The sequence below is a fragment of the Nocardia aobensis NBRC 100429 genome (assembly GCF_000308375.1).
GTDB lineage: Bacteria > Actinomycetota > Actinomycetes > Mycobacteriales > Mycobacteriaceae > Nocardia > Nocardia aobensis.
The window spans coordinates 35,866-60,835 of the sequence record NZ_BAFQ01000167.1; the positions used below are offsets into that span (position 1 = coordinate 35,866).

Below are 24,970 nucleotides of genomic sequence, written 5' to 3' on the forward strand. Positions count from 1 at the left end.
GCTAAAAGACGAAAACCGTGGAGGTTCGCAGGTGCCTACTTACTCGTATCAGTGCACGCAGTGTGGCGACAAGTTCGACATCGTGCAGTCGTTCTCCGATGACGCCCTGACCACCTGCGAGAAGTGCAACGGCAAGCTGCGCAAGCTGTTCAACTCGGTCGGCATCGTCTTCAAGGGCAGCGGCTTCTACCGCACCGACAGCCGCAACGGCTCGTCGTCGGCCAGTGAGCCCGCCGCGAAGTCGAGCGAATCCAAGTCGAGCGATTCGGCCGGCTCCAGCAGTTCGTCCAGCTCGTCGAGCAGCTCGGGTTCGTCGTCGACCTCCTCGTCGACCAGCACCGCCGTCGCCTGACCCATCGCCGCACCGGGCGGCCACGCACCGCCCGGCCGGTCACGCCCCTTCCGGCCGTGCCGTCCTCAGTTGTCCACAGCCTTTCCGTTATCCACAGAAAAGTTCTGACCTGCTCTTTTCCTGGATGACAGTCCTGCCGTGGACCCTACGGTGGCCGGTATGCGGACCTTGCGATTCGATCGGCTACGCGCCGGCGATACCGATCTCGGCCATGCTCGTGGCACCGAATTCCTGTCCCGGATACGGCCACCCTGGCTGGACCTGACCCTGATCCGCCGGCTGGCCGCCGTCGGACTGGCCGCCACGGCAGCCGTCGTCGCCCTGCGCGGCGATCCAGCGGGGCACCGCACACCGGTGGTGGTCGCGGCACGGGACGTCCAACCCGGACAGGTGCTGGTTCCCGCGGATCTGCGGTACGCGGACCTGCCACCGGACGCGGTACCGGAAGGCGCCGTCACCGATCCCGCGACAGTGCTCGGCGCGACCTCGACCGGGGCTGTGCACGCTGGGGAGATACTCACCGACCTCCGGATCGTCGGCCCACGCCTGGCAGCCGCGGCGGCCGGCACGCCGAATGCCCGAATCGTGCCGATGCGTCTGGCGGACAACGCGATTGCCGACATTCTGCGCCCCGGCGACCGCGTGGACGTGGTCGCCGCGGAGGACACCGGCGCGCACGGCGATCCGGAGGCGATTGCGCCACGGGAGCGTTCACCGTCCGCACATACCCTCGCCACCGATGCCGCGGTCGTCCTCATTTCCGGTGCGGCCGACACCGGTTCCCGGACCCGCGCGTCCCCCGAACGAATCGTGCTGCTGGCCCTCGATCCGGGGCATGCGACCACTGTCGCGGCCGCCTCGTTGCACACCGCCCTGACCGTGGTGTTTCACTGATGTTCGCTGTGTTCGCCAAGCATTTGCCACAACTGTCCGTTAGCATCCCGAGTACCTCATTCGATAGCGGAAAGCAATCGCATCGGATGCCACGACCAGACCGAACGGCGAGGCCCGGGCACGCCGGATGAGACAGGAGCCGCAATGCTGAAAGGTTTCAGGGATTTCCTGCTCCGCGGGAACGTGATCGATCTGGCGGTCGCGGTCGTCATCGGTACCGCGTTCACCGCGGTCGTCACCGCCATCGTGACCGGAATCGTCAATCCCCTCTTGGATGTGTTCGGCGGCGCGAACGAACACGGCTGGGGCTTCTATCTGGATTCCAGTAAACCGTCCACATTCATCGCACTCGGCCCCATCGTCACCGCCGTGGTGAACTTCATCCTCATCGCGGCGATCCTGTACTTCATTCTGGTGCTACCGGCGGGCCGGCTGATGAAGCGCTACGGCACCGAGAAGGAAGCCGTGATGACCGAGGTCGCACTGCTCACCGAGATCCGTGATCTGCTCTCGGAGGGCAGCAAGAGCGCCGGCGGCCGGCACGAGTTCGCCGACGTCGATTCCCTACGCCGACAGGGAGATACGCAGCGGAGCCGGTGACGGCGCCGGCCCTGCCGCATATCCGGACAGCTCAGCCCAGGCTGAACGCCTTGCCCCACAGCGTCACCCAGGAGATGACGTTGTCGGTCTCGACCTCGACGCTGACGAATGCGCGCGCCTGCGCGTAACCGGCACATCCGGTCAGGCCGATGGTCTCGTCGGACCAGGCCACCGAACCGTCGGCACCCTGGAACTTGTTGCGGGTCTTGTGCACGTCCTGTCCGAAGTCGTCCTTCTCCTCGGTGTCGAGGACGTAGAACGACTTCGCCTGGCCCGGACCGAGAGTCAGGTTGCCGCCGATATTTCCGCCGGCATCCGGCTTGGCGTTCTCGCCGTCGCTCCAATCCATGCTCGCGCCGGGACCGCCGTCGACGCCGCCGCCGGAGATGTCGACCTGGCAGCCCACGGTGTATCCGGGGTAGATGCTGCCGCCCACGACGGTGGTGTCGCCGGACAGTTCGACATGGGCGTTGCCGGAGACCCGCGCATTGCGGTGCAACGGCGTCGCGCCGAGCGACGGTTCGATATTCGCGGATTCGTCGTCCAGCCAGACGTGCACCACGGTGCCGTCGGACAGCGTCTTGGACAGATCGCCGCCGGGCAGCGCGACGAAGGTGTCGGCGTTGGCGGCGCCGGTGGAGAACAGGCCGAGCGCTACGGCCGCGGCGGCGCCGAGGCCCGAGACGCGCGCACCCCACTGCCGGCCGTTCGCACGGGTCGTATTCATATGTCCCCTCATCAGGTTCTTGCGGGCGGCCTCGAACTCCACCGGGGGGCGCGACGCGCGCCTATCCGGAGCCCTCGAGAACCGCAGGTGAAGCAGCCCGAACGGGACAATAAACGGCACGCCTCACCGCCGCCAACATCGGACGGTGAAATGCCTCATGATCTGGGACACAGCCGATAACCGCAGATATCGGCATCAACGTCACGGGTTATCCGTGATGAGGGGGCACCTGCGCGCGCAGCCAATCGTCCGAGGAGCTGGGGAGCTCACCGTCGGGGGCGCGCTCGTCGCTGCTGGTGCGCGGCAGCGTCTCGCCGAAGACCCGCGCCAGGCGCGCGGCCTCCGCGGCCGACCGGGCGCGGCCCTTCGCCGGGCGATCCGCGGAGTGCGAATCGCCCGGGGGTTGCGCCCTTGCCGGCCGGTCGGTCATACCGTGATTATTCCGCCAAGCCGGACAGTTCGTCGACGACCCGGCTCACCAGCGGGCCGAGCGTCGCCATACCGTCGCGCACGGCATCGCGGGTGCCGGGCAGATTGACCACCAGGGTGCTGCCCGAGACCCCGGCCAGACCACGCGAGAGACCGGCGTCGAGCGAACCGGCCGCGAGTCCGGAGGCACGCAGCGCCTCGCTGATGCCGGGCAATTCGCGATCGAGCACCTCGAGGGTCGCCTCCGGGGTGACATCGCGCGGCGACATACCGGTGCCGCCCACGGAGATCACCAGGTCGACCCCGCCGATCACGGCGGTGTTGAGGGCGTTGCGAATCTCGATCTCGTCGCCGGCCACCGACACCGTGGCGTCGACGAGGAAGCCGAATTCGGTGAGCAGTTCGGTCACCAGTGGCCCCAGCGAGTCCACCCCGCCATGCGCGGTTCGATCGTCCACGACCACAACAAGTGCCCGGCCCGCAACGGGAGCATCGATTTCCATGTTGCTCACCGTAGCGTCCGTGGGCGACAACCACTCCGGTCCCCCGGGCTCGTCGGCGTCGGGTGTCGGGAGCACTGTCAAAGGACGCGGTTCACGGATCATCGGCCACCCTCCGCCGGTGCGGCGCCGAGGGTCACCTCGACGGTTTTCGGATTCTGTCCTTGTGGATCGGTGTAGGTGACCTTCACCTTGTCACCCGGTTGGTGCGACCGCACGGCGGCGATCAGCGAATTGCCCGAGTCGATGACCTGATCGTCGACCCGGGTGACGATCGCACCCGACGGAATGCCCGCCTTGGCGGCCGGACCGTCCGGTGTCACGTCCAGGACCCGGGCGCCGTTGACGTCGTCCTGCGCGCGCACCGAGATCCCGATCTGAGCATAGGTGGCGTGGCCGGACTTGGTCAGCTCATCGGCGACGCGACGGGCCTGATCGACCGGAATCGCGAAGCCCAGGCCGATCGAGCCGCTCTGCGAACCGGGCATCTCCGAGGCGCCGAGGGTGGCGATCGCGGTGTTGATGCCGATCAGCTTGCCGTTCGTATCGACCAGCGCGCCACCGGAATTGCCGGGGTTGATCGCGGCATCGGTCTGGATCGCGGAGATGACCGTGCCCTGCGAGCCCGCCTCGCCACTGGTCGACACGGGGCGGCTGAGCGCCGACACGATGCCGGTGGTGACGGTTCCGGCCAGGCCCAGCGGCGAGCCGACCGCCACCACGGGCTGGCCCACCATCAGGTTGCGCGAGGTGCCGAGTTCGATCGGCGTCAGGTTGGTCTTACCGGCCGCCTTGATGACGGCCAGATCCGAGACCGGGTCGACGCCGACGACCGAGGCGTTGGCGGTCGTGCCGTCCTGGAACGCGACCTCCATCTTGGCGTTGGGGCCGGCACCGCTGGCGACGTGATTGTTGGTCAGGATCAGCCCGTCCGAGGACAGCACCACACCCGATCCCTCACCCTCCGCCTTGGCGCCCGCGACGCGGATCATCACGACGCTGGGCAGGACCTTCTGCGCGACCGCGGGCACGGATCCGGGCGGTGCGCTCGCCGAGGCGGGATCGACCGGCGCGGGCGCGTTCAGGGCATTGTTGACCGGAGCGTTGTTGTCGTCCGAGCGCGTGGCGAGGGTGCCGACCGCACCGCCGATACCACCCGCGACGAGCGCCAGGACGACGGCGCCGGCCAGCAACCCCGCGCGGCCGCGGCGGCGCGGAGTCCCGGCGTAGGCACCGGTGGAATCGGCGCCCGGACCGGCGGGATACGGTTCACCGGCGCGGTGCTGGCCGGTGGCGTAGGGCGTGCCGGAGGGGTACGAGCCCGGCTGCTGATAGCCCGGGCCCGAGGCGTGTCCCGCGGCGTACGGGTTGTACGGCGGCATCGGCGCGGTGTGACCGGCCGCGGGATCGGCGGCGAACCCCGGATGTTGTCCCGGTCCGTACCCTTGCCCCGGTCGGTCGGGCCCGCCCTGTCCGGGATTCGTGAACTGCTCGGTCCGATGCTCGCCGGATGCTTGCTCGCCGGGCTGTCCCTGCGGGCCCCCACTCGAACCGGCCGGTCCCGATCCCGGCGACTGCGCACCCGTGTCGGCCCCACCGGCCTGCGACGACGGCCCTGCCCACTGCGACGGTTGCCCCCACCCGGGCGAAGCGGTCTCACCGGCCCCCGACTGCGAAGCGGTTCCGGAACCTGTCGACGGCGGAGTCGGCTCGGCCCCGCCCGACTGGGGAGTCGAACCGGTCGGCTCGCCGCGCCTGTCCCTCGAATCCTCGGTCATATTTCTCGTTTCTCCTCGAGTCTGTCGCCCAGCCTGGTGACAGCGACTGAGAGCGGACTGAGACCGTGCTTTCAGTTCTCCGTGACTCCGTGCCGTATCCGGGTTTCCGCGGGAGCGGGACGCCGCACGGGTCACAGTTTATGGGGCGCCCCGGCGCGCGCCCGGCGATTCCGGATCGCCGGTGATCACGCCCGGCGCTCTCCGGCGACCGGCGGTTCGCCGGGAAGGACGATGCGCACCAGCGTGCCGCCGCGCTCGGAGGTGTCCACGGTGATCGTGCCGCCGTGTTTGGACACCACCTGTTTCACGATCGCCAGACCCAGCCCGGATCCCGGCATCGATCGCGACGCCGTGGTGCGGTAGAAGCGTTCGAAGACCAGTTCCCGTTCCTCCGGCGGAATACCCGGCCCGGCATCGTCGATGGCGATTTCCATGAGCCCGGGCCCGGTTTCGCGCATGGTCAGGATGACCTGCGCCTCCGGCGGACTCCACTTCGCGGCATTGTCGAGCACGTTCAGGATGGCCCGCTCCAGTCCGGCGTCGTGGCCGTAGACGAACCACGGCCGCAGCTGCGCCGAGAATTGGACGTCCACGCGCCGCCGCCGCACCCGTTCCAGTGCGCGCTCGGCGACCTCGCCGAGATCGACCCGCTCGTAGACGGTTTCGGGCGCGTCCTCGCGGGCCAGGTCCACGAGGTCTCCCACCAGCGTGGACAGCTCCTCGATCTGGGCGATCACATCCGCGCGCAGCCCGGCCATGTCCTCCTCGGGAATCGGCGGCGCGTCCGGTCGCGAGGAGGCGATGAGCAGTTCCATATTGGTGCGCAGCGAGGTCAGCGGGGTGCGCAGTTCGTGTCCGGCGTCGGCCACCAGTCGCCGCTGCCGATCGCGAGATTCGGCCAGCGCCCGCAACATCAGATTGAAACTCTCGGTGAGCCGCGCCAGTTCGTCGTCACCGGTGACCGGTATCGGCGCCAGATCGTCGGTGCGCGCGACGCGTTCGGTGGCCGCGGTCAATCGCGCGATGGGCCGCAGCCCCGTTCGCCCGACCGTGGCACCGGCGGCTCCGGCGACCAGCACGCCGCAGCCGCCGATCGTGAACAGCAGCCACGCGAGCCGGTCGAGCACTTCACGGGTGGGTTCCAGCGACCGCGAGATAACCAGCGTGGCACCGGATTTCGTGCGCCGGGCGAGCACGCGCTGATTGTTCGCCGTCCGCAGCGAGACATCCGCCTTACCGTGCGCCACCGCCATCTCGGCCGGGCCGATCGGCGGATCCATCGGCTGCGGCGGGGCATAGGGCACATCGACGTCGGGATAGATCAGAGCGATACCGATATCGTTGGAGTACAGGCTGCTGAACATGATGATCGCCTGAAATCCCTGCAGGTCGATGTTGTTCTTGACCATCACCTCCGAGCGGCTGCGCAACTGGCTGTCCACATCGGCGTACAGGGCGCGGGCGACCAGTGCGTAGGCGGCGATCGAGGTCACCGCGACGGCGATGGCCACCACCGAGGCGGCCAGCAGCGTCACCCGCCAGCGCAGCGACACCGATCGGGTCAGCGGCATCGGCGGGCGCATTTCGTGCGGATCGGGACGCGGCCCCAGCCGGGCCACGCGATCGGGACGGCCACCGTGCCCCGGATGAGCTCTCGCCACGACGACCCGGCCTACGGAGGAGTCTCGCGCAGCACGTAACCCACCCCGCGCACGGTGTGGATCAATCGTGGCTCCCCCTCGGCCTCGGTTTTGCGGCGCAGATAGCCGATATAGACCTCGAGCGCATTACCGGAGGTCGGAAAGTCGTAGCCCCAGACCTCTTCCAGAATGCGGCTGCGCGTCAACACCCGGCGCGGATTGGCCATCAGCATTTCCAGCAGCGAGAATTCGGTGCGGGTCAGGCTGATGGCGCGCTCGCCGCGCGATACCTCGCGCGTCACCGGATCCAGGGACAGATCCGCGAAACGCATCGTCTCCGAGGAATCGGCGGCCGGGTCGGCCGTGGTGCGGCGCAACAGCGCGCGCAAACGCGCCAGCAATTCCTCGAGCGCGAACGGTTTGGGCAGATAGTCGTCGGCGCCGGCGTCGAGGCCGGCCACTCGCTCCGACACCGAATCCCGGGCGGTGAGTACGAGAATCGGCAGATCATCACCGGTGCTGCGCAGGCGGCGGCATACCTCCAGACCGTCCAGCCTCGGCATCATCACATCGAGCACCAATGCATCGGGCCGGGACGCGCTGACCTTCTCCAAGGCGTCGACGCCGTCGACCGCCAGCTCGACGGAATATCCATTGAAGGTGAGCGACCGGCGCAGCGACTCGCGCACCGCGCGATCATCGTCGACTACCAGAATGCGCATGGCCTCCAGTTTGACCGGATCGACTGAGAGCCGACTGAGAACCGACCATTCGACACGCCGCACATCCACAACAGGTGACCTGCGGAATCATCGAAAATAGTTCCGAGAAGTATGTGTCGCACACGAAAGTTGTTGCGCCGAGCCGATTTAGACCGTTGTCGCTGGACCCCTCCAAATTGCCGCGAACGTGTTCTCGCGGTATGTTGCCTGCGGTAAAAGTAAACCTCTAGTTGGTTCTCAACCCGTTGGACCCGAACGGCCAGACGCGGGCGGCGGCCGGAACCCGGGGCACGTGCGCGAGCGGAGGCGACGGAAGCGGGATGGGCACTGCACCGCGGCCATGGCAGAGGAGTCTGTCCAACCTGTCCGTGACCAGCAAGGTCGGCATCGTGCTACTGCTGCCGGTCGTGCTGGCATCGGCATTCGCCGTTCTTCGAATCAAGGACGAACTCGGCACCATCTCACAGCTGAACACGGCCAGTGAGCAGGCGCGGATCATTCGGCCGACCCTCGACTTCGGTTCGGCGGCCAACAATCTCGCCGTCACCCTCGGCAACGGCGACCACGTTCCGCAGTCGGCGCTGGACCAGGCCGCGGCCCGGTTCGACCAGGCCGCGGCGGATCTGCAGACGGCGCTGCAGAATTCGGCGGCCGACAAGCGGGTAGCCACCGAACTCACCGAGGCGCTGGCGGCCGGGCGCACCCTGCGCAACAGCCTGCACGGTGGTGCGCCGCAAGAGGTGGTCAAACAGGCGAGCGAGGTGAACGGCCACGTCAGCAACGCCGTCTCGTCGCTGGCGACGCCGAAGGAAACCACCCTCGAGCGCTATTACGTGCAGATGGGTGTCATCGCGATCGCCCGCCAGATGTTCACCCAGCAGCAGCTGGCACTGGAGAGCGGCGAGATCGGCAACAACCCGGCCGTGCTGGCCCAGGTCCTGACGGCCACCGGCGCCGAGCTGACCATGATCAACCAGTACGCGGTCGTGCAGCCGGAATCGGCGCTGAAGCCGGATGTGCTGCTGGGCGCGCTGCAGACGCGTATCGCGGCGATGAGTCAGAACGCGGTCGAGCCGATCAACGTGCCCGGCGTCGTGCAGTCGCTGCAGACCAGCACCGACACCTACAACGAGGCCACCAACCATCTGGTCGACCTGATCGACTCCGGACTGTCGGACCGCTCCGTCGACGCGCGCGGCACGGTCCTGCGCGATGTGGCGCTGGTGGTCGTGACCCTGCTGGCCGGTCTGGCCCTCGCGCTGGCGGTCGCCCGCTCGCTGGTCGTCCCGATTCGCCGCCTGCGCCGCGATTCGCTGCAGGTCGCGCATACCGACCTGCCCGCCGAACTCGCGGTCGTGCGCGGCGGCGGCGCGACCCCGGAGATCGTCCCGGTCGACGTGCAGACCACCGAGGAGATCGGCCAGCTGGCCCGAGCGGTCGACGACATGCACCGCCAGGCGTTGTTCCTCGCCGCCGAACAGGCCCGCCTACGCCTGCAGATCAGCAATATGTTCGAGACGCTCTCGCGGCGCAGCCAATCACTGGTCGAACAGCAGCTGTCGCTGATCGAGGATCTGGAACGCGACGAGGACGACTCCAATCGGCTGCAGAGCCTGTTCCGCCTCGATCACCTCGCCACCCGCATGCGCCGCAACGGCGACAACCTGCTGGTACTCGCCGGCACCGCGCTGCGCCGCGGACATCTGCCGCCGGTGCCGCTGTCGGACATGCTGTGGAGCGCGGTCTCCCAGGTCGAGGATTATCAGCGCGTCGAAATCGGTTCGGTGCCCGACGGTATCGTCGCCGGTGAGCCCGCCGTCGACATCGAACACCTGCTGGCCGAGCTGATCGACAACTCGTTGCGCTACTCGCCGCCGAATACGCCGGTGGCGGTCTCGGTGTCGCGCGCGGTGGACGGCGGATATCTGATCGAGATCACCGACCGCGGACTCGGCATGTCCGCCGACGATATGCGCGCGATCAACGAGCGGCTGGCCTCCGGTGGTGAGGTCACCATCGAAACCGCTCGCCGCATGGGTCTTTTCGTGGTCGGCCGCCTGGCGGCACGACACACCATCACGGTCAGCCTGCGCCGCACCTCCACCATGGCACAGCAGCCGGGCATCACGGCCAGTGTGCATCTACCGGGTGCGCTGGTCTCGCCCACCGAGGCCGTCGTCCCGCCGGCCATCTCGACGTTCACCACACCGGCCGCGGACTTCCCCTCCGCGGTCACCGAATTCCCCGCTCCCGGCCGCACACTCACCGCGGTGCCCAATCCGCCGGAGCGGTTCGGGGAGACTTCGGAGCCGGCCCGATTCACCAGCGCCGGACTGCCGCAGCGCCGCCCGGCCGGCCAGTCGGATTCCGAATCCGCGGCCCCGGTCACCCGGCTCACCCCGCTGCCGGACGTCGCCGAGAGCGACAACCGCGCGCCGGAACCGCTCGACGACGGCGTGCTGCGCGGTGCCGACACCGGACGCGAGAACGCCTTCCACGACGAACGCGCCGAAGAGAATCACCGCGACGAACGCGCCGAGGCCGAGGAGGCCGAAAACGCGAGTCGCGGCGAGAATTTCACCCCGCCCTCCGATCCGTGGAACCCGGTGACCGACCGCGATCTGGAACAGATCGTGCCGCCCCGGCGTCCCGCCCCGGCCGACCCGCGGCCGCAGCCCCAGCCGCAGCCCCAGCCGCAGCCCATCGATATCTGGGCCGAAACGGCGATCATGGCCCCGGCACAGCGCACTCCGGACCGCGAACCGGCGCCGCTGTCCCGCCACGGCGCGACTCTCGCGCCGCCCCGGCCCGATGCCTATCAGCACGATGCTCCTCAGCAGGATGCTCAGGCGCCGGCCAAACCGGAATCCCCCACGCCGATCTATCAGCGCATGGTGTCCGAATGGCTGGTCGAACCGTCCTCGAACGCGCCGACCGGCGCCTGGTCGTCTCCCGCCGACGAGGGCTGGGCGGCGGCCGCGGACGCCAGCACCCCGACCGCGACCACCCGTACCACGGGTGGCCTGCCCATCCGCCGGCCCGGTGCGCAGCTGGTGCCCGGCGGAGTGACGCAGGACGATGCCGTCGAGGCCCGGGATCCGGAGGAAATCCGCAACAACTTGTCCAGGCATTTGAGCGGCGTCCGTAGCGGACGCGTCAGCGTCCGAGACAACACGGCCCAGTACGACCCTGCCGATGCGGCCGGATACGACCAGGCCGGGCGGAACAACGCTCAGCAGAACGACGGAGGCTTTGCATGACCGACACTGCGCAGAACAGTACGGACGAGAATTTGAACTGGCTCGTCACCCGCTTCACCAGAGAGGTGCCTGGAGTCTCGCACGCGGTGCTCGTCTCGGCCGACGGCCTGCTCCAGGCGACCAGCCCGCACCTCCCGTCCGATCGGGCCGAACAGCTCTCCGCGGTGACCGCCGGTCTGGCGAGTCTGTCGGCGGGGGCGGCGCAATTGTTCAACGGCGGCAAGGTGATGCAGTCGATCGTCGACATGCAGCGCGGCTACCTGCTGGTGATGAGCGTCGGCAACGGCTCGCATCTGGCGGTACTGGCCAACAAGCAGCACGACATCGGCCGCATCGGTTACGAGATGGCCCTGCTCGTCGATCGAGTCGGATCGGTCGTGCAAGCCACGGCCCGTTCGGCGGTCTGACGATTGCGATGTCCAGTTCGTTCGGGGCCGGGTCCGGCCGGCCAACCACTCGCGTCCGTCCTTATGCGCTGACCGCTGGGCGCACCGAACCCGCGGTCGAACTGCCTCTCGAGGCGGTCGTGGAGACACTGCCCTACGCCAATCAATTCGATTGGCCCGCAGGCGATATTCGAACAGATATTCTGCGCCTGGGCGCGGGGCGGCTCTCGGTCGCCGAAATCGCCGCCCATCTGCAACGTCCCCTGGGCATGATCCGGGTGGTGATCGGCGACCTGGTGGTGGCCGGCACACTGCGGGTGCACACCACGCTCAGCGAGGACGCCACATTCGACGAGCGGCGATCCCTGATGGAGAGGACCCTGCGTGGACTCCGTGCCCTTTGACACCGCGGCACCGCCCCTGCACACCGGAGCGCCCTCGACGGCCGAGCGGTATCCGCCCGCGCCGCAGACCGATTCCGCGCAGATCGGACCGCTCGGACCCAATTCCCCGGGCTCGCACCCGCAACCGCCGCTTCCATACCAGAATCCCCCCATGCACTTTCAGAACTCGACGGCTCCGATGCCGCCCCACCCGGAGCTCGACAGCCGCACCGCCTCGACCAAGATCGTGGTCGCGGGCGGGTTCGGCGCCGGGAAGACCACCTTCGTCGGTGCGGTCTCGGAGATCGTGCCGCTGCGCACCGAGGCCATGGTGACCGGCGTATCCGACGGCATCGACGACCTGTCCGCCACCCCGGGCAAGGAAACCACCACGGTGGCCATGGATTTCGGCCGCATCATCCTGCCCGGCAACCTGACGCTGTATCTGTTCGGCACGCCCGGGCAGCGCCGGTTCTGGTTCATGTGGGACGACCTGATCCGCGGTGCGATCGGCGCCGTCGTGCTGGTCGACACACGCCGGATCGAGGACAGCTTCGCCGCGGTCGACTTCTTCGAGGCGCGCGGGCTGCCATTCCTGGTGGCGGTCAACAGGTTTCCGAGCGCACCGCGTTTCCCGGTCGCCGAACTGCGGGAGGCGCTGTCGATCCGCGAGGGCGTGCCGGTGGTCGATATCGACGCCCGGGACGCCGGGGAGGTTCGGCGGGCGCTCGCCGCGGTCACCGAATACGCGATTGCGCGGTTGACCGCCACCCACGCGACGGTGGGACAGAGCTGAGCGGTGCGAGCTGAGGGGAAGCGATGAACTACTTCACCATGGGGTACTGGGTGCTGGGCCTGGCACTCGGGGTTTCCGCGGCCGGCGCGGTCGTCGGACTGGCCTGTGTTCGCCAGTCGACGCTCTCGGTCACCGCGCGGTTCCGGATGGTGTGGCTCACCGCGGCGGCAGTGTCCATCGGCGGCGTCGGCACCTGGCTGGCGGTGTACGTCACCATGCTCGGCGTCGGGGTGTCGTCCGGTGAGATCCGCTACGACATCGCCCGGATGGTCGTGGCGACGGGCGTCGCGGTGGCGGGGGTCCTGGCGGGTCTGGTGATCACGGGCAAGGTGAGCACGCTGGTGCGGGTGATCGGCGGCGGCGTGGTGATGGGCCTCGGCATCGGGATCATGCACCTGCTCGCGATGGGCGCGATCCGAGTGCAGGGATCGGTCGACGTGAACATCTGGATGTCGCTGAGCGCGGGGGCGCTGGCCGTCGCGGCCTCGATCGGTCTGCTGTGGGCCACCACCCGTTTCCACGCGATGCTGCCGTTGGCCGGGGCGGCCGCACTGTATGCGCTGGCGGTCACCGCGATCCACTACCTCGGCCAGGCCGGGGTGCACGTACATCTCGACACCGCGGTCGGCCAGCCCGACGGCGACGATCTGTTCACCCTCTTCGTGCCGGTGTTCGTGATGGGGACGCTGTCGTTGGCGGTCCCGATCACCGCGGTGCTGGTCGCCCCCGACCGCACCGGAACCACCCGCTCGCGGCAGTTGGCACAGGCGGCGAATTCCCCTGCCGGACAGACCGCTTCGCCGGCCGGCAAGGCGCGACCGGCGGTTCGGGCACCGCAGCCGGTGAGCTGAACGAAGTCGCGGCGGCCGGGCCGCGCACAGACGAGAATCGGGGCGGGCCGTACGGCCCGCCCCGATCGCGTTGCGCTACTGGTGATTACCCTTCGGCGGGCGCGTTGATCCGGTTGAAGTACTCGATCGCGACGAGCACGCCGGAGATGCCGCCGACGCCGACCAGACCGGCCGCGGCACCCAGCGGGGCGCCCAGGGCGGCACCGGTCAGGCAGCCGCCGATCCAGCCCGGGACGACCAGGAACGGGGTGCCGAGGACGGCACCGAGCGCACAACCGCCGGCCAGGCCGATCGCGGTGCCGACGAGGGTGCCGATGCTGGTGGCGATACCGAGCTCGTTGATCGCACTCTGGTTGGCCGCGTCGAGATCCGAACGGCTGGCCACATCGTGCAGCATCGGCGCCGGGTGGGCGGCGGCGCGGTCGGTGCTCGGCACCAGGGTGGCCTGGTTACCGTCGATCTGCGCGGCGATCGGGAACTCCAGACCGTCGTGCTGATAGCTCAGCGGAAATCCGGCTACCACCGTGCCCTGGTTGTCGCGGACCTGGAACTCGTTGCCTTCGGTCGTCAGCGACCCCGCGTCGGTCTTCACCACGACGGATTTGTCGACAACGTTTGCCGTGTAATGAATATCGGGGTTGGCGGCCGGAGCCGGAGCTGCGAATGCGGTGCCGGTGGAGATCCCAAGAGCAGCGATGACCAGAGCCGATGTTGCGGCGAACTTCCTGAGCTTCATTCCCTCATACACTTTCTTCAGCAGTTTGCGGCGCCGATACCCTGGCGCCTGAGCTCGAAATCGAAACCCTTAGACAGGCTGTCGTGCACCCATTACGAACACGTAACAAAGGCCGTTAATAAGCCGCCAAGAAGATGCCAGGAATGTTAATAAACTGAAAATTCGGACATTTTCCGGTCGATGAGCGCGGGTCGGCAAACGCTCAGCCGCCCGCGCACCGACGTCTCGGGCCCCCGATATGCGGCACCCGCCGGCCGACCGGCAGCTGTACGGAAACCGCTTCGCCGGGCGTCACCGCGCCGATCTCGGCGCACACCGGAGGAGCTCCGCGAATTACAGTGTGGAGCAGGCATTTCGGCCCGCGGCGGGAGCGATGAGGAAGGTACCGGATGTGACTCCGGAGCAGGAAGCGATATTGCGCGATGTACAGGTGCAGCTGCGCGGTCCGGATTTGGCGGGCTGGCCCCAGCTGGGCGACGACGACGGCACGGACGGCGGCGCCATATCGGAACGGACGGTCGTCGAGGCGCTGGGCGCCGCCCTGCGGCAGATCGCCGAGCTGCGCACCGAGATCGCCGATCTGGAGACGACCGTGCTGGAACTGAGTCGGCAGGCGCCGCCGGCGACCGAACTGCCGTGGCCGCTGTCGCTGGTGGCCGCCCTGCTGGAGAACCCGGCGGCGGTGATCGGCGAGCAGATCGCACGCTGGGAGTCATTGCTCGAGGCGTTGCGGCCGAAGCCGGATGATGCGCCGCAGCCCGGACAGCGAGCGCTGGAAGCGCCGTCACCTCCGCGCGATATGAGTGAACGGCCCTGAAAGTGGCGATGAGCGGGTTCTCCTGTTGCCAGGAGAACCCGCCCTCAGCCACGAGGGTACCGGGGCCGCCTCAGGAAAACAGCGTTTCCGCTGGACTTTTTCCGGCGCCAAAAACCAACCAGCAGTTGGCAATTCACATCACAGCTACCGCCTCGCTAGCGCGATGACACCGATATCCCTGCTGACTCCGATTTATTCGATAACCAATTGGTCGCTCGATTCAGGCAAACGCCACATATTTTCAGCGCCCGAAACCCGTGTCCTACAGCCGGGTCGGGTCGATCAGGCCACGTCGGACGGCGGTGACCAGTCGGCGCGGGATCTTGTAGACGACGCCCCCGACGCTTACCGGCACCAGGTCGGGCGGAGTCGCCTTCCAGTTCGAACGTCGGCTGTGGGTGTTGGCGCGCGACAGTCGTCGCTTCGGCACCGCCATCTCAGTTCTCCCCTCGCGAAGAACCGGGACCCGGTGTGCGCCTGCCGTATTTGCGTTCGAATTTCTCCACCCGGCCCTGGGTGTCGAGGACGCGGTGCGCCCCGGTCCAGAACGGGTGGGAGTCCGCGGTGACGTCGACGGTGATCAGCGGATAGCTGTTGCCGTCGGACCATTCGACGGTGCGGGTGCTCGTCGCCGTCGATCGGGTGAGAAAGCGTTTGCCCGTGCTCACATCCTCGAAGACCACCGGGTGGTACTCCGGATGGATCCCTGATTTCATCGCCCTACCTTTCGTTCGGCCGGGATTCGACGCCGCGGCCGCCTGAGTTGTCGGATTCGGTTGTGTCGCAGGGGTCCTCGTGGAACTCGCCGAACGGATCGTCCCAGTGCGCGACCAGATCCGGCGCGTTGCGCAGCAGGATCATCTCGGCCTCGTCGAGCAGCGCCCAGTGCAGCGCGGTGCGGATGTCGTCCGGATTCGCGCCGCAGGTGAGGACCACCAGCGAGATGTCGCGGTCACCGAAATCCTCGTCCCAGCGCAGCGCCGCCAGCGCCCGCCGATCGGGGTCGACCGAATCCCGCTCCGTGGGACTCATGGCCGCCAGCCAAGTCCCGGCGTCGCCGACCCGTACTCCGCCGCCGGCGGATTCCAGCCACACCACGCGCTCGGGCTGAGTCGCCAGCCAGATGCGTCCGCGCGCGGTGACCACGCCGTCGAACAGCACATCCATCGCCTCGTGCAGGCGGGTCGGATGGAACGGGCGATCGGTGGCGAATTCGATCAACGCCACACCGTTCTCCTCCGTCAGCGGTGGCCGGCCGCGCAACAACGGTGCGTGCGCGTCGAAGATGCGGCCGCGCCGGGAATCGGCCGGAATGCGGTCGAGCAGCATCTCGATGCGCGCCGCGGCGATATCCCGCCCGTCACCGACCCAGATCGACGGAGCCCGGGGCACCAGCCGATCCACGACCGCCCGCAGTACGTCGCGCTCACCGTCGCCCACCTGGTCCGTACCGAACACCACGAGCGCGTCGGCGAATTCGACCTGCCCGACGGCGAGCTGCGCCACCGTCCGGTCGTCGTCACCGGGGCCGCCCGCCCGTTCGTCGATGGTCTCGTCGCTCAGCGCGTCCGGCAGCCAGCTGCGGGCGTCGAGGCCGGTCACGACCGCTTCGATACGCACATCGCGGGCGGCGGGACCGTCGACGCGACCCACCAGGTCGACCACGGGCACGTTGCCGATCGCATGACACACGGCTTCCGCCTCGAAGGCCGGGTCGAGCGCGATCACGATGCGGTGCACCGAATCTCGTGCCGCCAACCGGCACAGCAGCGGCAGCAGATCGGCGCGCAGCGTGCAGGAGACACAGCCGTGCGCGAGTTCGTGCGCGCTCGCCGTCTCCCGGCCGTCGAGGTGCACCCGGCGGCGCACCACACCCTCGGGCAGTGAGCTCAGATCGTGTCGCACGACGACGGTGCCGGGCGCCGCGCCCAGCAGTCGCGCGAGGTGATCCATACCGTCCGCGACCGGCCCCTGGAAGCCCGCCAGCAGCACGACGGGCGTGCGGCGGTCGGGATGTGACAGCACCGGAACCCCTTTCGATAATGATTTTCATTTGCTCCAGCCACACGGTACAGTCTGCGGCGACCGTTGTCGAAAATGATTTTCAGAAAGGAGTCCCATGTCGGCCCACTGCCAGGTCACCGGTCGCAAGCCGGGCTTCGGTAAGTCCGTCTCGCACTCCCACGTCCGGACCAACCGGCGCTGGGACCCGAACATCCAGCGCAAGACCTACTTCCTGCCCAGCGAGGGCCGCCGCGTCACGCTGCGCGTCTCGGCCAAGGGCATCAAGACCATCGACCGCGACGGGATCGAAGCGGTCGTGGCTCGTATCCGTGCGCGCGGGGACAAGATCTGATGGCGCGCAGCAACGAGATTCGCCCCATCGTGAAACTGCGGTCGACGGCCGGCACCGGCTACACCTACGTCACCCGCAAGAACCGCCGCAACGACCCCGACCGCATGGTGCTGCGCAAATACGATCCGCTGTTGCGCCGGCACGTCGACTTCCGCGAGGAACGGTGATGGCGAAGAAATCCAAGATCGCACGCGACGAGCAACGCCGCGCCGTCGTGGCCCGCTACGCCGAACGCCGGGCCGAGCTCAAAGAGTTGATCCGCGATCCGGCCACCGCCGACGATCGCCGAGCGGCAGCACAGCTCGCGCTGCAGCGACTGCCACGTGACGCCAGTCCGGTACGATTGCGCAATCGGGACGCCACCGATGGCCGCCCCCGCGGTCATCTCCGCAAGTTCGGACTATCCCGGGTACGTGTGCGCGAGCTGGCCCACCGAGGGGAGCTGCCCGGTGTACACAAATCGAGTTGGTAGACCATCGCAGATCTCGTCGGAAGGAACCGGCAGGAGCGGTCGGGGCGCCCGCGCGACAGCGTAGGACCAGAGCTCACGCCGAGAAAGGATGGCCCACATGGCAGTCAAGCGAGCACCGTCGAAGCGCATCCGCGCCGAACAGGCCCGGCGGCCCAAGAAGAATCCGCTGATCGCGGCCGGCGTCGAAATCGTCGACTACAAGGATGTGAACCTGCTGCGCACGTTCATCTCCGACCGCGGCAAGATCCGCAGCCGCCGCGTCACCGGGCTCACCCCGCAGCAGCAGCGGCAGGTGGCGGTCGCGGTGAAGAACGCGCGCGAGATGGCGCTGCTGCCCTTCACCAGTAGGTAGCGAACGAACAACGAACGCCCCCCGGTGCCGCGGCACCGGGGGCGTTCGCCGTTTCCGGTCACGGAATGGTCAGCAGCTGACCCTCGTTGATGACATCCGGGTTCTCGATGCCACTCGCCCCGGCGATTTCCAGGTAGCGGTTGCCGTCGCCGTAGAACCGTTCCGCGATGGCCCACAGCGTGTCACCGGACTCCACGGTGTAGGTGCGGGGTTCCGGCGCCGGCGGCGGCGGCACCTGCTCGGCCGCGGGTGCGGCGACCGGCTCCTCGACCACGATCGGGTTGTCGGTATTGGTGCCCGACGCCCACAGCGAGGCACCGTCCCGGCCGTACAGGACGAGGTTGCGGTCCGGTTGCACGATCAGATGATCGGCGGCCTGTCCGTTGGTGTCGGTGGCCCATACGGGCCCACTGCCGGAGTACAGCACGAAGTTGCCGTCCTCCTGCAGGACGGCGCGCTCGACGCCACGCTCATGCGTCATGGTCGCCCACACCACGGTGCCGTCGGGCTCGGAAAGCACCAAGTTGCCATCGTTTTGGAGAGTCAGCGTGTACGCGCCGCCCTGAAGGGCCTGACCCAGGCCCAGTTCCTCGCCTACCTGCAACGTGTCGCCCACGCGGTGGATCCTTTCGAGAAGAGGTCGTGTCGATCGGTGATTCGATGGCGCAGAACCGCATTCGCTCATCGTTTGCGAACCCTACTTGTCCCGCCGCGGATTTCGCAGCTGTTACGCGCCGACGTTCGCAGAATGTTCACTGGGACGTGCATCACAGCCGCCGCGCCCCCGCAGATAGGGTGAGGCCCATGGACTCCATCCCCGGACGACGCCGCATCACAGCGGCGGCAATCGCGCTACTCGCACTACCGGCGCTGCTGGTCACCGCATGCGGGAACTCCGACAACGGTGGGGCACAAGCGAATACGACCACGGCCGCGGTCAGCACGCCGACCGAGCAGAACCCGCCGCAACCCGGCCGGATGTTCACCGCCAACTCGGCGATCACCAATCCGCACCCGCTGCCGTTCGACAGCTGGAGCCGGGTGGCCCCGGACCGGATCGCGGTGAACTTCCAGATCGGCTCGCCGGAGTGTTACGGCGTGGACGCGTCCACCACCGAAACCGACACCACCGTCACCGTCGCCCTGAAGGCCGGCACGCTGCCCGAGGCGGCCGGGCGCATGTGCACCATGATCGCCGTCTTCGGCACCCTGGAGATCCCGCTGAAGAAGCCCCTCGGCGATCGGAAAGTGTTGAGCGCGAACTGATTCGCCGGGCCTGCGGACCGAACGTGTAGAACGACGTCGCCGCCCGCCGGAGGCACCGGCGGGCGGCGACGTTCATGGTGACTCGATCAGTGCGCGAAGTGGCGCGCCCCGGTGAGATACATCGTGACCCCGGCCTCCCGGCAGGCGTCGATGGTCAGCTGGTCGCGCACCGAACCGCCCGGCTGCACAATGGCTTTCACGCCCGCGGCGATCAGCTGCTGCGGACCGTCGGGGAACGGGAAGTAGGCGTCGGAGGCGGCCACCGAACCCTTGGCGCGGTCACCGGCGCGCAGCACCGCCAGATGTACGGCGTCGACGCGGTTGACCTGCCCCATGCCGACCCCCACCGAGGCGCCGTCGTGGGCCAGCAGAATCGCATTCGATTTCACGGCACGGCATGCGCGCCAGGCGAATTCGAGATCGGCGAGGGTTTCGGCATCGGCCGGCTCGCCGGTGGCGAGCGTCCAGTGGGCGGGATCGTCACCGTCCGCGTCGACGATATCGGTCTGCTGCAGCAGCGCCCCGCCGCTGATCGGCCGCAGTTCGACGCCACCGCGCCGGGGTTCGTCGGCGATCAGGATGCGCACGTTCTTCTTGCGCTGCAGCACCTCCACCGCGCCGTCGGCATAGCCAGGGGCCACGATGACCTCGGTGAAGATCTCGGCCACCTGTTCGGCCATCTCGACGGTGACCTCGCGGTTGGCCGCGATCACGCCACCGAACGCGCTCACCGGATCACAGGCGTGCGCCTTGCGGTGCGCCTCGGCGATATCGGCGCCGACCGCGATGCCGCACGGATTGGCGTGCTTCACGATGGCCACCGCGGGTTCGGCGTGGTCCCACGCGGCCCGCCAGGCGGCATCGGCATCGGTGTAGTTGTTGTACGACATCTCCTTGCCGTGCACCTGCTTCGCCTGCGCCAGCCCGGCCGGGCCGGAGTCGTTGCGATACAGCGCGGCGGCCTGATGCGGATTCTCGCCGTAGCGCAGCACCGCGTCGCGGGTCCACACACCGCCCATCCACGACGGGAACCGACCGCCTGCAGCCGAATCCGCGGCGTCCTCGGCCGTCAGCACGTTGGTCATCCAGCTCGCGACCGCGACGTCGTAGCTCGCGGTGTGCTGGAAAGCCTTGGCGGCCAGCGTGGTTCGCTCGGCGAGGGTGAAACCGCCACCGCGCACCGCGGCCAGCACGTCGTCGTAGTCACCGGTGTCGACCACGACCGCGACCGAGGGGTGGTTCTTCGCCGCGGCGCGCACCATCGACGGACCGCCGATATCGATCTGCTCGACGCATTCGTCGGGGGTGGCGCCGCCGGCGACGGTCTGCGTGAACGGATACAGGTTCACCACCACCAGCTGGAATGCCTCGACGCCCAGCTCCACCAGCTGATCGAGGTGCTCCTGCTTGCGGGTGTCGGCGAGGATGCCGGCGTGCACGCGGGGGTGCAGCGTCTTCACCCGGCCGTCGAGGGTTTCCGGGAAACCGGTGAGGTCTTCGACCTTCGTCACCGGAATTCCGGCGTCGGCGATGCGGGCGGCGGTAGAACCGGTCGACACCAGCTCGACACCGGCGTCGTTCAGTCCGGTGGCCAGCTCGATGAGCCCGGTTTTGTCATAGACGCTCACCAACGCCCTGCGGATCGCCCTGCGTGCACTAACCGGGGCCTCACTCATCTGGGATTACTGCCTTTCGTCCGTCGCAGACAATGCCTCGCGTGGCGACGGCGGCGACGGTGTCCGCCAGCAGCCGACGCTCCACAACTTTGATGCGCTCGTGCAAGCTCGCCTCGTCGTCACCGGGCAGCACCGCGACCGGCTCCTGCGCGAGGATCGGTCCGGTGTCGACACCCGCGTCGACCAGATGCACAGTGGAACCCGTCACCCGCACGCCGTAGGCCAGCGCGTCGCGCACCCCGTGCGCGCCCGGGAACGCCGGCAGCAGCGCGGGATGGGTGTTGATGATCCGGCCCTCGAATCGCTCCAGGAATTTCGGGCCGAACAGGCGCATGAATCCGGCCGACACCACCAGGTCGGGCGCGTAGGCCGCGACCGCGTCGGTGAGCGCGATATCCCAGGCGGACCGATCGGGATGGTCGGCGGGGGCTACCCGGAAGTCCGGGATGCCGGCCCGGGTCGCATGCTCGGTCGCCGCGCAGATCCGGTCCACGCCCACGGCCGCGATCCGCGCCGGATAGTCCGGGCGCTCGGTGGCCGCGATCAGCGATTGCAGCAGTGATCCCGTGCCCGAGGCGAGAACGACGAGGGTCGCAGGCGCGGTCGGAGGGACCAGCTGGGCGGGCGGGGTGGTCAGCGCTCTACTCCCTGTGCGTCGGGGCTGCCGGAGGGCGGCGAACCCGAGGTCCGCCGGGTTAGAGCCTAACGACCGCCCCTGCCGGGGCTCTCCGGCAGGTCACCCTCTACCACTTCGGCGTCGACGATGTCGGAGTTTCCGGCGTCGAATTCGGCGTCCGGATCGGCGTGCGCGGGCGCGAGGTCGTCGTCGAGCAGTTCGCCGTCGACCTCCACGACCTCGGTGGAGACGGTGCGGCGGTAGGCCGGCTGTGGGTAGTCGTCCTCGACGACGACATCGTCCTCGAATTCGTATTCGACGTAGCGCGGGTCGTCGTACAGCTGGTCGATGTAGCCCGGTTCGGCGCGGTCGTCGTAGTAGTCGTCGCGATCGGCGGCGGGGTCGGGGTCGTAGCCGTGATCCCGGTACTCGTCCCGGTCGTCCTCGTCGTCCTCGTCGTGCGAGTAGTCGGTGGGAAGGTACCGGCCGCGCGGCCCGCCGAGATCCACCTCGACCACGGCGGGCGGAATCCCGAGAAACCTTCGCCCACACAGCAATCCGAGGTATCCGGCGACGGTCAGCCAGGCGAAGGTGAGCCCCGCGGTGACCAGCACACCCGGTCCGATCTCCCCGAACGATCCGACCGTGCCGCCGGCGAACAGGCCCAGCAGCAACAGCGCGAGCGCGGCGAGCGCCGCCGAGAACACCGTCGCCCACGGGCTGCGCACCTCGTCGGCGGACTCGCGCGCGCAGTCCAGGCCGCCCCGCACGCCGACAGCCGCCGGCACCAGCAGCAACACCGGCCACCAGCCCGCCGCGGGTCCGCTCGGCACCGCCGCGAGCACCGGCAGCGCGGGCACCGGCGCGCCGGCGACCGAGAACACGCTCAGCGCCCCACCGCCGATGTGCACGTCCGCGCCGATCAGCACGCTGGTCGCCGCGATCACGACATTCGGCAGATAGGCCAGCGACAGCACGGTCAGACCGAGGAAACCCGCGATATTGCCCGCCGCCGCGTAGGTGTCACCGATCACCGACCAGTGCAGCACGAACGACACCAGCGTGAGGATCGCCCCGCCGAGCAGCAGGCGCCACAGCGCCCGCACCGCCGCCCGCGCCCCGGCGAAAACCCAGTCCGGCAGCGAGGAGGCGATCCGATCGCGCAGCGCATTGGGCCGGGTGGCGATCCCGGTGACCGCCGCGAGCAGGTGCAGACCCCCCACACAGCAGAAGGCGGTGAGCGTATCGGGCGACTGCAGCGGCACCGCTGTCGCGGCATCCTCGGCCACCGCCAGGCAGACGGCGGTGACCAGCAGCGGGCCCGCGAGCGCGGCGCCGACGATCCAGCCCAGATCGGCGCGTGAGGAGCGCGGCGAGACGGCATGCGCACAGTCGCGCATGGTCAGCCACAACACGCCCGCGGTCGGCAGCAGCGGCAGCAGCCCGAGCGAGGTCTTGCCGACCACGACCGGCACCTGATGCACGGCCAGCCAGCCGGCCGCGATCGCACCGGACGCGCCGGTCATACCGCTGCCCGCGGCCAATAGCGTGATCAGTACGAGCGCCACGATGGCGACGACGGTGAAACTCGACGCCCGAGCGGCGATGACGAGCAGCACCTTGGCCCGCTCGGGGCTCAGGGACAGGAATACCGGATCCTCGGGTCCGCCTGCGCCCCTGCCGCCGTGACCGCTTCGCGGCTGGGACGCATCCGCGTTCGGGCGAGCCTGCGCCGGTCTCGTGCCGGCCCGCTGTTCGCGAAGGTCGGCCCATCGGACCAGTGCGGACTTCATAGAACTACCTCGCGGGATCCTGGTTGACTCGTCCGGTTGACTCGCCGAAGCACGACACGACCACCGACATGACAGGGTCTCAGCTGGAAACGGATCGGCGAGTCAGGCGCGCCGTGAAAAGCGCCTGACTCGCCGATCGTCGCGTCGAGCGGATCTACTTCTGGTCGTCCTCGGGACGGAAGGCCTTGGTGGCGTCGGCGGCCGGGTTACCGGTCTGCTCGCCACCGAACGGCTGCGCGCCGGGCTGGCCGGGCTGACCGGTCTGCCCCTGCTGGCCCTGCTGACCGAAGTTCAGCGAACCGTACTGCTGACCGGACTGGCCGGGCTGCTGGCCCGCGGCGCCGAAGTGCTGGGTCGCGGCCTCGTCACCACCGGTCTGCGGGCGCTGACCGTAGGGCGACTGCGCACCCTGCGCGCCGTAACCCTGCTGCGCCTGCTGACCCTGCTGGCCGTAGGGCTGCTGTCCGTACGCGGAGGGCTGCTGACCGTACTGGCCCTGGCCGTACTGCTGACCGTACTGGCCGTAGGCGGCCTGCTGCTGTCCCTGCTGCTGGGCCTGACCCTGTGCCTGGCCGTACTGCTGGCCGTACTGGCCGTAGGCGGCCTGCTGACCGGCCTGGGCCTGACCGTAGGACTGCTGCTGACCCGGCTGGCTCTGGCCGTAGGAGGACTGACCGTAGGCGCTCGCACCGCCGGCAGCCGGGGCGGCGGCCGCCGCGGGCTTCGGCTCGGGCGCGGAGAGGATTCCGCTCTCGAACAACAGCGCGACCACGGCCGCGGCGAGCTGCACCAGCGCCAGGAAGACCAGGACCCAGGCGGTTCCCGCGGTCTTGTACAGGGTCGGCGTCACGAACGCCTGGAACAGGACACCGAGGAAGCCGGCCGCCGAGGCCGCCGCGACCACCGCGTTCCTGGCCTCCTGCTTGGGCAGCAGCGCGATACCGGCCACCAGACCCGCGAACAGCAGGAGCAGCAGCGGCGCCGTGCCGCCTTCCTGGAACAGGCTCATGCCCTTGTCGGGCTCCTTGGAGCTGTTCATCGCGCCCTCGTCGAAGGTCGAGAAATCGAGGAAGCCCAGGAAGAAGTTGATCACGCCCAGCGCGGCGATTCCAACGGTCAGGTAGAAAGTCAGCCCCTTGGCGCTCAACGCCGAAAGCCCCGAACCGCCGCCGGTACTACCTGTCGGCTGCTGGCCGAAGCTGGGCGCGGACGAGGGTGTGGGCGAGGGCGTCTGATTGGGCGCGTTGTACCCGGATCCCCCGGTCGGGTAGGACATGTGGTCGTCTCCTATCGAGTCCTTCATCGGCTTCAGGCTGAATGCCCTTGACGCTACTGCACTCGAGCGCACCGGTCACGGCCACGACGCCACTGGCGGCAAGCTCGAGAATTCACTATGAACCGCATACCCGGATCGTTCGTGTTGTCACCGAAGACGATCGGAGGTATCGGATGGACGTTTCGGAAATGTTCTGCACGGTGGTGCGGGCGCTGGGCCTGTGCCACCTGTTCCCGGCACCCTGAACGACGGTTGTCCCCTGCCCGGGACAACCGCTGCCGACCCTGCCCGG

General features: G+C 68.6%; 29 protein-coding genes. 14 read left to right on the top strand and 15 right to left on the bottom strand.

Features of this window, described 5'->3' with window-relative positions:
• The first annotated feature begins 31 nt into the window (after positions 1-31).
• The 3 genes from RJ03_RS36195 (at position 32) to mscL (ending at position 1,846) form a co-directional block, all read left to right on the top strand.
• On the top strand, positions 32-352 hold the full coding sequence (locus RJ03_RS36195) for an FmdB family zinc ribbon protein (RefSeq protein WP_083871254.1): 321 nt from the start codon (positions 32-34) through the stop codon (positions 350-352).
• Positions 353-511: 159 nt separating this feature from the next.
• On the top strand, positions 512-1,246 hold the full coding sequence (gene cpaB / locus RJ03_RS22050) for a Flp pilus assembly protein CpaB (protein ID WP_083871255.1): 735 nt from the start codon (positions 512-514) through the stop codon (positions 1,244-1,246).
• A gap of 144 nt (positions 1,247-1,390) precedes the next feature.
• Positions 1,391-1,846 (top strand): large conductance mechanosensitive channel protein MscL, encoded by a 456-nt coding sequence (gene mscL / locus RJ03_RS22055; RefSeq protein WP_036505457.1) that lies wholly within the window; start codon positions 1,391-1,393, stop codon positions 1,844-1,846.
• Positions 1,847-1,877: 31 nt separating this feature from the next.
• Here the strand turns inward: mscL and RJ03_RS22060 are convergent, their stop codons facing one another.
• From RJ03_RS22060 to RJ03_RS22085, 6 genes are all read right to left on the bottom strand, one after another.
• Complete coding sequence (locus RJ03_RS22060) at positions 1,878-2,573, bottom strand: MspA family porin (protein ID WP_036505527.1); 696 nt, start codon at positions 2,571-2,573, stop codon at positions 1,878-1,880.
• Positions 2,574-2,781: 208 nt separating this feature from the next.
• The gene (locus tag RJ03_RS22065) at positions 2,782-3,003 is read right to left on the bottom strand and encodes a hypothetical protein (protein WP_036505459.1); all 222 of its coding nucleotides are present in this window, start codon (positions 3,001-3,003) and stop codon (positions 2,782-2,784) included.
• 7 nt (positions 3,004-3,010) lie between these two features.
• Positions 3,011-3,505 carry a MogA/MoaB family molybdenum cofactor biosynthesis protein gene (locus RJ03_RS22070; protein ID WP_081879443.1) on the bottom strand — a complete coding sequence of 165 codons (495 nt, stop codon included), beginning with the start codon at positions 3,503-3,505 and terminating at the stop codon, positions 3,011-3,013.
• Positions 3,506-3,603: 98 nt separating this feature from the next.
• Positions 3,604-4,884, bottom strand: a complete 1,281-nt coding sequence (locus RJ03_RS22075) for a S1C family serine protease (RefSeq protein ID WP_245552357.1) — start codon at positions 4,882-4,884, stop codon at positions 3,604-3,606.
• A gap of 581 nt (positions 4,885-5,465) precedes the next feature.
• On the bottom strand, positions 5,466-6,863 hold the full coding sequence (locus tag RJ03_RS22080; protein ID WP_083871259.1) for a sensor histidine kinase: 1,398 nt from the start codon (positions 6,861-6,863) through the stop codon (positions 5,466-5,468).
• Positions 6,864-6,952: 89 nt separating this feature from the next.
• The gene (locus RJ03_RS22085) at positions 6,953-7,642 is read right to left on the bottom strand and encodes a response regulator transcription factor (RefSeq protein ID WP_036505531.1); all 690 of its coding nucleotides are present in this window, start codon (positions 7,640-7,642) and stop codon (positions 6,953-6,955) included.
• Positions 7,643-7,962: 320 nt separating this feature from the next.
• Here RJ03_RS22085 and RJ03_RS22090 point away from each other — a divergent pair, with 320 nt between their 5' ends.
• The 5 genes from RJ03_RS22090 to RJ03_RS22110 all read left to right on the top strand — a co-directional run bounded on the left by RJ03_RS22090 (position 7,963) and on the right by RJ03_RS22110 (position 13,318).
• A complete protein-coding gene (locus tag RJ03_RS22090; protein WP_083871257.1) occupies positions 7,963-10,902 on the top strand; it encodes a HAMP domain-containing sensor histidine kinase in 2,940 nt (979 codons plus the stop codon).
• Positions 10,899-11,309 (top strand): roadblock/LC7 domain-containing protein, encoded by a 411-nt coding sequence (locus RJ03_RS22095; RefSeq protein ID WP_030515097.1) that lies wholly within the window; start codon positions 10,899-10,901, stop codon positions 11,307-11,309. The genes RJ03_RS22090 and RJ03_RS22095 overlap by 4 nt, the downstream gene beginning before the upstream one ends.
• Positions 11,310-11,317: 8 nt before the next feature.
• Positions 11,318-11,692, top strand: coding sequence for a DUF742 domain-containing protein (locus tag RJ03_RS22100; RefSeq protein WP_051025076.1), 375 nt, complete (start codon positions 11,318-11,320; stop codon positions 11,690-11,692).
• A gap of 151 nt (positions 11,693-11,843) precedes the next feature.
• Complete coding sequence (locus RJ03_RS22105) at positions 11,844-12,467, top strand: GTP-binding protein (protein ID WP_228533681.1); 624 nt, start codon at positions 11,844-11,846, stop codon at positions 12,465-12,467.
• Positions 12,468-12,490: 23 nt separating this feature from the next.
• Positions 12,491-13,318, top strand: coding sequence for an MHYT domain-containing protein (locus tag RJ03_RS22110; RefSeq protein ID WP_051025078.1), 828 nt, complete (start codon positions 12,491-12,493; stop codon positions 13,316-13,318).
• 85 nt (positions 13,319-13,403) lie between these two features.
• Here RJ03_RS22110 and RJ03_RS22115 read toward each other — a convergent pair whose 3' ends face one another.
• The gene (locus tag RJ03_RS22115) at positions 13,404-14,054 is read right to left on the bottom strand and encodes a DUF8020 domain-containing protein (protein WP_036505461.1); all 651 of its coding nucleotides are present in this window, start codon (positions 14,052-14,054) and stop codon (positions 13,404-13,406) included.
• A gap of 391 nt (positions 14,055-14,445) precedes the next feature.
• On the opposite strand from RJ03_RS22115, the gene RJ03_RS22120 reads away from it, so the two are divergent.
• Complete coding sequence (locus RJ03_RS22120) at positions 14,446-14,871, top strand: hypothetical protein (protein WP_167331999.1); 426 nt, start codon at positions 14,446-14,448, stop codon at positions 14,869-14,871.
• 262 nt (positions 14,872-15,133) lie between these two features.
• Here the strand turns inward: RJ03_RS22120 and rpmF are convergent, their stop codons facing one another.
• Genes rpmF through mrf form a run of 3 tightly spaced genes read right to left on the bottom strand, consistent with a single transcriptional unit; the run spans position 15,134 to position 16,896 of the window.
• Complete coding sequence (rpmF, locus tag RJ03_RS22125) at positions 15,134-15,307, bottom strand: 50S ribosomal protein L32 (RefSeq protein WP_036505465.1); 174 nt, start codon at positions 15,305-15,307, stop codon at positions 15,134-15,136.
• Between the two features lies 1 nt (position 15,308).
• A complete protein-coding gene (locus tag RJ03_RS22130) occupies positions 15,309-15,587 on the bottom strand; it encodes a type B 50S ribosomal protein L31 (protein WP_036505467.1) in 279 nt (92 codons plus the stop codon).
• Between the two features lie 4 nt (positions 15,588-15,591).
• Positions 15,592-16,896 carry a ribosome hibernation factor-recruiting GTPase MRF gene (mrf, locus tag RJ03_RS22135; protein ID WP_036505469.1) on the bottom strand — a complete coding sequence of 435 codons (1,305 nt, stop codon included), beginning with the start codon at positions 16,894-16,896 and terminating at the stop codon, positions 15,592-15,594.
• A gap of 94 nt (positions 16,897-16,990) precedes the next feature.
• Between mrf and rpmB the strand changes: the two genes are divergently transcribed.
• The 4 genes from rpmB to rpsR all read left to right on the top strand — a co-directional run bounded on the left by rpmB (position 16,991) and on the right by rpsR (position 18,051).
• Positions 16,991-17,227 carry a 50S ribosomal protein L28 gene (gene rpmB / locus RJ03_RS22140; protein ID WP_036505470.1) on the top strand — a complete coding sequence of 79 codons (237 nt, stop codon included), beginning with the start codon at positions 16,991-16,993 and terminating at the stop codon, positions 17,225-17,227.
• Entirely contained in the window at positions 17,227-17,394 is a 168-nt protein-coding gene (gene rpmG / locus RJ03_RS22145) for a 50S ribosomal protein L33 (protein WP_036505471.1), read from the top strand. The genes rpmB and rpmG overlap by 1 nt, the downstream gene beginning before the upstream one ends.
• On the top strand, positions 17,394-17,699 hold the full coding sequence (gene rpsN, locus RJ03_RS22150) for a 30S ribosomal protein S14 (protein WP_036505472.1): 306 nt from the start codon (positions 17,394-17,396) through the stop codon (positions 17,697-17,699). The genes rpmG and rpsN overlap by 1 nt, the downstream gene beginning before the upstream one ends.
• Positions 17,700-17,796: 97 nt before the next feature.
• On the top strand, positions 17,797-18,051 hold the full coding sequence (rpsR, locus tag RJ03_RS22155; RefSeq protein ID WP_036505473.1) for a 30S ribosomal protein S18: 255 nt from the start codon (positions 17,797-17,799) through the stop codon (positions 18,049-18,051).
• A 58-nt stretch (positions 18,052-18,109) separates the two neighbouring features.
• Here the strand turns inward: rpsR and RJ03_RS22160 are convergent, their stop codons facing one another.
• The gene (locus tag RJ03_RS22160; protein ID WP_036505475.1) at positions 18,110-18,667 is read right to left on the bottom strand and encodes a LysM peptidoglycan-binding domain-containing protein; all 558 of its coding nucleotides are present in this window, start codon (positions 18,665-18,667) and stop codon (positions 18,110-18,112) included.
• Positions 18,668-18,855: 188 nt separating this feature from the next.
• Between RJ03_RS22160 and RJ03_RS22165 the strand changes: the two genes are divergently transcribed.
• The gene (locus RJ03_RS22165) at positions 18,856-19,317 is read left to right on the top strand and encodes a hypothetical protein (RefSeq protein ID WP_036505477.1); all 462 of its coding nucleotides are present in this window, start codon (positions 18,856-18,858) and stop codon (positions 19,315-19,317) included.
• Between the two features lie 86 nt (positions 19,318-19,403).
• On the opposite strand, the gene purH is transcribed toward RJ03_RS22165, so the two are convergent.
• The 4 genes from purH to RJ03_RS22185 all read right to left on the bottom strand — a co-directional run bounded on the left by purH (position 19,404) and on the right by RJ03_RS22185 (position 24,678).
• On the bottom strand, positions 19,404-20,993 hold the full coding sequence (gene purH / locus RJ03_RS22170) for a bifunctional phosphoribosylaminoimidazolecarboxamide formyltransferase/IMP cyclohydrolase (protein WP_036505478.1): 1,590 nt from the start codon (positions 20,991-20,993) through the stop codon (positions 19,404-19,406).
• Positions 20,986-21,630, bottom strand: coding sequence for a phosphoribosylglycinamide formyltransferase (gene purN, locus RJ03_RS22175; protein WP_174372337.1), 645 nt, complete (start codon positions 21,628-21,630; stop codon positions 20,986-20,988). The genes purH and purN overlap by 8 nt, the downstream gene beginning before the upstream one ends.
• A 65-nt stretch (positions 21,631-21,695) precedes the next feature.
• Positions 21,696-23,402, bottom strand: a complete 1,707-nt coding sequence (locus tag RJ03_RS22180) for a cell division protein PerM (protein WP_083871258.1) — start codon at positions 23,400-23,402, stop codon at positions 21,696-21,698.
• A gap of 154 nt (positions 23,403-23,556) precedes the next feature.
• A complete protein-coding gene (locus RJ03_RS22185; RefSeq protein WP_036505480.1) occupies positions 23,557-24,678 on the bottom strand; it encodes a DUF5336 domain-containing protein in 1,122 nt (373 codons plus the stop codon).
• Positions 24,679-24,970: the final 292 nt, after the last annotated feature.

What these genes read in the sequence shown, in the direction of transcription:
- cpaB (WP_083871255.1), top strand. Translation starts at nt 512, where the DNA reads ATGCGGACCTTGCGATTCGATCGGCTACGCGCCGGCGATACCGATCTC.
- mscL (WP_036505457.1), top strand. Translation starts at nt 1,391, where the DNA reads ATGCTGAAAGGTTTCAGGGATTTCCTGCTCCGCGGGAACGTGATCGAT.
- RJ03_RS22060 (WP_036505527.1), bottom strand. Translation starts at nt 2,573, where the DNA reads ATGAATACGACCCGTGCGAACGGCCGGCAGTGGGGTGCGCGCGTCTCG.
- RJ03_RS22065 (WP_036505459.1), bottom strand. Translation starts at nt 3,003, where the DNA reads ATGACCGACCGGCCGGCAAGGGCGCAACCCCCGGGCGATTCGCACTCC.
- RJ03_RS22070 (WP_081879443.1), bottom strand. Translation starts at nt 3,505, where the DNA reads ATGGAAATCGATGCTCCCGTTGCGGGCCGGGCACTTGTTGTGGTCGTG.
- RJ03_RS22075 (WP_245552357.1), bottom strand. Translation starts at nt 4,884, where the DNA reads ATGCCGCCGTACAACCCGTACGCCGCGGGACACGCCTCGGGCCCGGGC.
- RJ03_RS22080 (WP_083871259.1), bottom strand. Translation starts at nt 6,863, where the DNA reads ATGCGCCCGCCGATGCCGCTGACCCGATCGGTGTCGCTGCGCTGGCGG.
- RJ03_RS22085 (WP_036505531.1), bottom strand. Translation starts at nt 7,642, where the DNA reads ATGCGCATTCTGGTAGTCGACGATGATCGCGCGGTGCGCGAGTCGCTG.
- RJ03_RS22090 (WP_083871257.1), top strand. Translation starts at nt 7,963, where the DNA reads ATGGGCACTGCACCGCGGCCATGGCAGAGGAGTCTGTCCAACCTGTCC.
- RJ03_RS22095 (WP_030515097.1), top strand. Translation starts at nt 10,899, where the DNA reads ATGACCGACACTGCGCAGAACAGTACGGACGAGAATTTGAACTGGCTC.
- RJ03_RS22100 (WP_051025076.1), top strand. Translation starts at nt 11,318, where the DNA reads ATGTCCAGTTCGTTCGGGGCCGGGTCCGGCCGGCCAACCACTCGCGTC.
- RJ03_RS22105 (WP_228533681.1), top strand. Translation starts at nt 11,844, where the DNA reads ATGCACTTTCAGAACTCGACGGCTCCGATGCCGCCCCACCCGGAGCTC.
- RJ03_RS22110 (WP_051025078.1), top strand. Translation starts at nt 12,491, where the DNA reads ATGAACTACTTCACCATGGGGTACTGGGTGCTGGGCCTGGCACTCGGG.
- RJ03_RS22115 (WP_036505461.1), bottom strand. Translation starts at nt 14,054, where the DNA reads ATGAAGCTCAGGAAGTTCGCCGCAACATCGGCTCTGGTCATCGCTGCT.
- rpmF (WP_036505465.1), bottom strand. Translation starts at nt 15,307, where the DNA reads ATGGCGGTGCCGAAGCGACGACTGTCGCGCGCCAACACCCACAGCCGA.
- RJ03_RS22130 (WP_036505467.1), bottom strand. Translation starts at nt 15,587, where the DNA reads ATGAAATCAGGGATCCATCCGGAGTACCACCCGGTGGTCTTCGAGGAT.
- rpmB (WP_036505470.1), top strand. Translation starts at nt 16,991, where the DNA reads ATGTCGGCCCACTGCCAGGTCACCGGTCGCAAGCCGGGCTTCGGTAAG.
- rpmG (WP_036505471.1), top strand. Translation starts at nt 17,227, where the DNA reads ATGGCGCGCAGCAACGAGATTCGCCCCATCGTGAAACTGCGGTCGACG.
- rpsN (WP_036505472.1), top strand. Translation starts at nt 17,394, where the DNA reads ATGGCGAAGAAATCCAAGATCGCACGCGACGAGCAACGCCGCGCCGTC.
- rpsR (WP_036505473.1), top strand. Translation starts at nt 17,797, where the DNA reads ATGGCAGTCAAGCGAGCACCGTCGAAGCGCATCCGCGCCGAACAGGCC.
- RJ03_RS22165 (WP_036505477.1), top strand. Translation starts at nt 18,856, where the DNA reads ATGGACTCCATCCCCGGACGACGCCGCATCACAGCGGCGGCAATCGCG.
- purH (WP_036505478.1), bottom strand. Translation starts at nt 20,993, where the DNA reads ATGAGTGAGGCCCCGGTTAGTGCACGCAGGGCGATCCGCAGGGCGTTG.
- RJ03_RS22180 (WP_083871258.1), bottom strand. Translation starts at nt 23,402, where the DNA reads ATGAAGTCCGCACTGGTCCGATGGGCCGACCTTCGCGAACAGCGGGCC.
- RJ03_RS22185 (WP_036505480.1), bottom strand. Translation starts at nt 24,678, where the DNA reads ATGTCCTACCCGACCGGGGGATCCGGGTACAACGCGCCCAATCAGACG.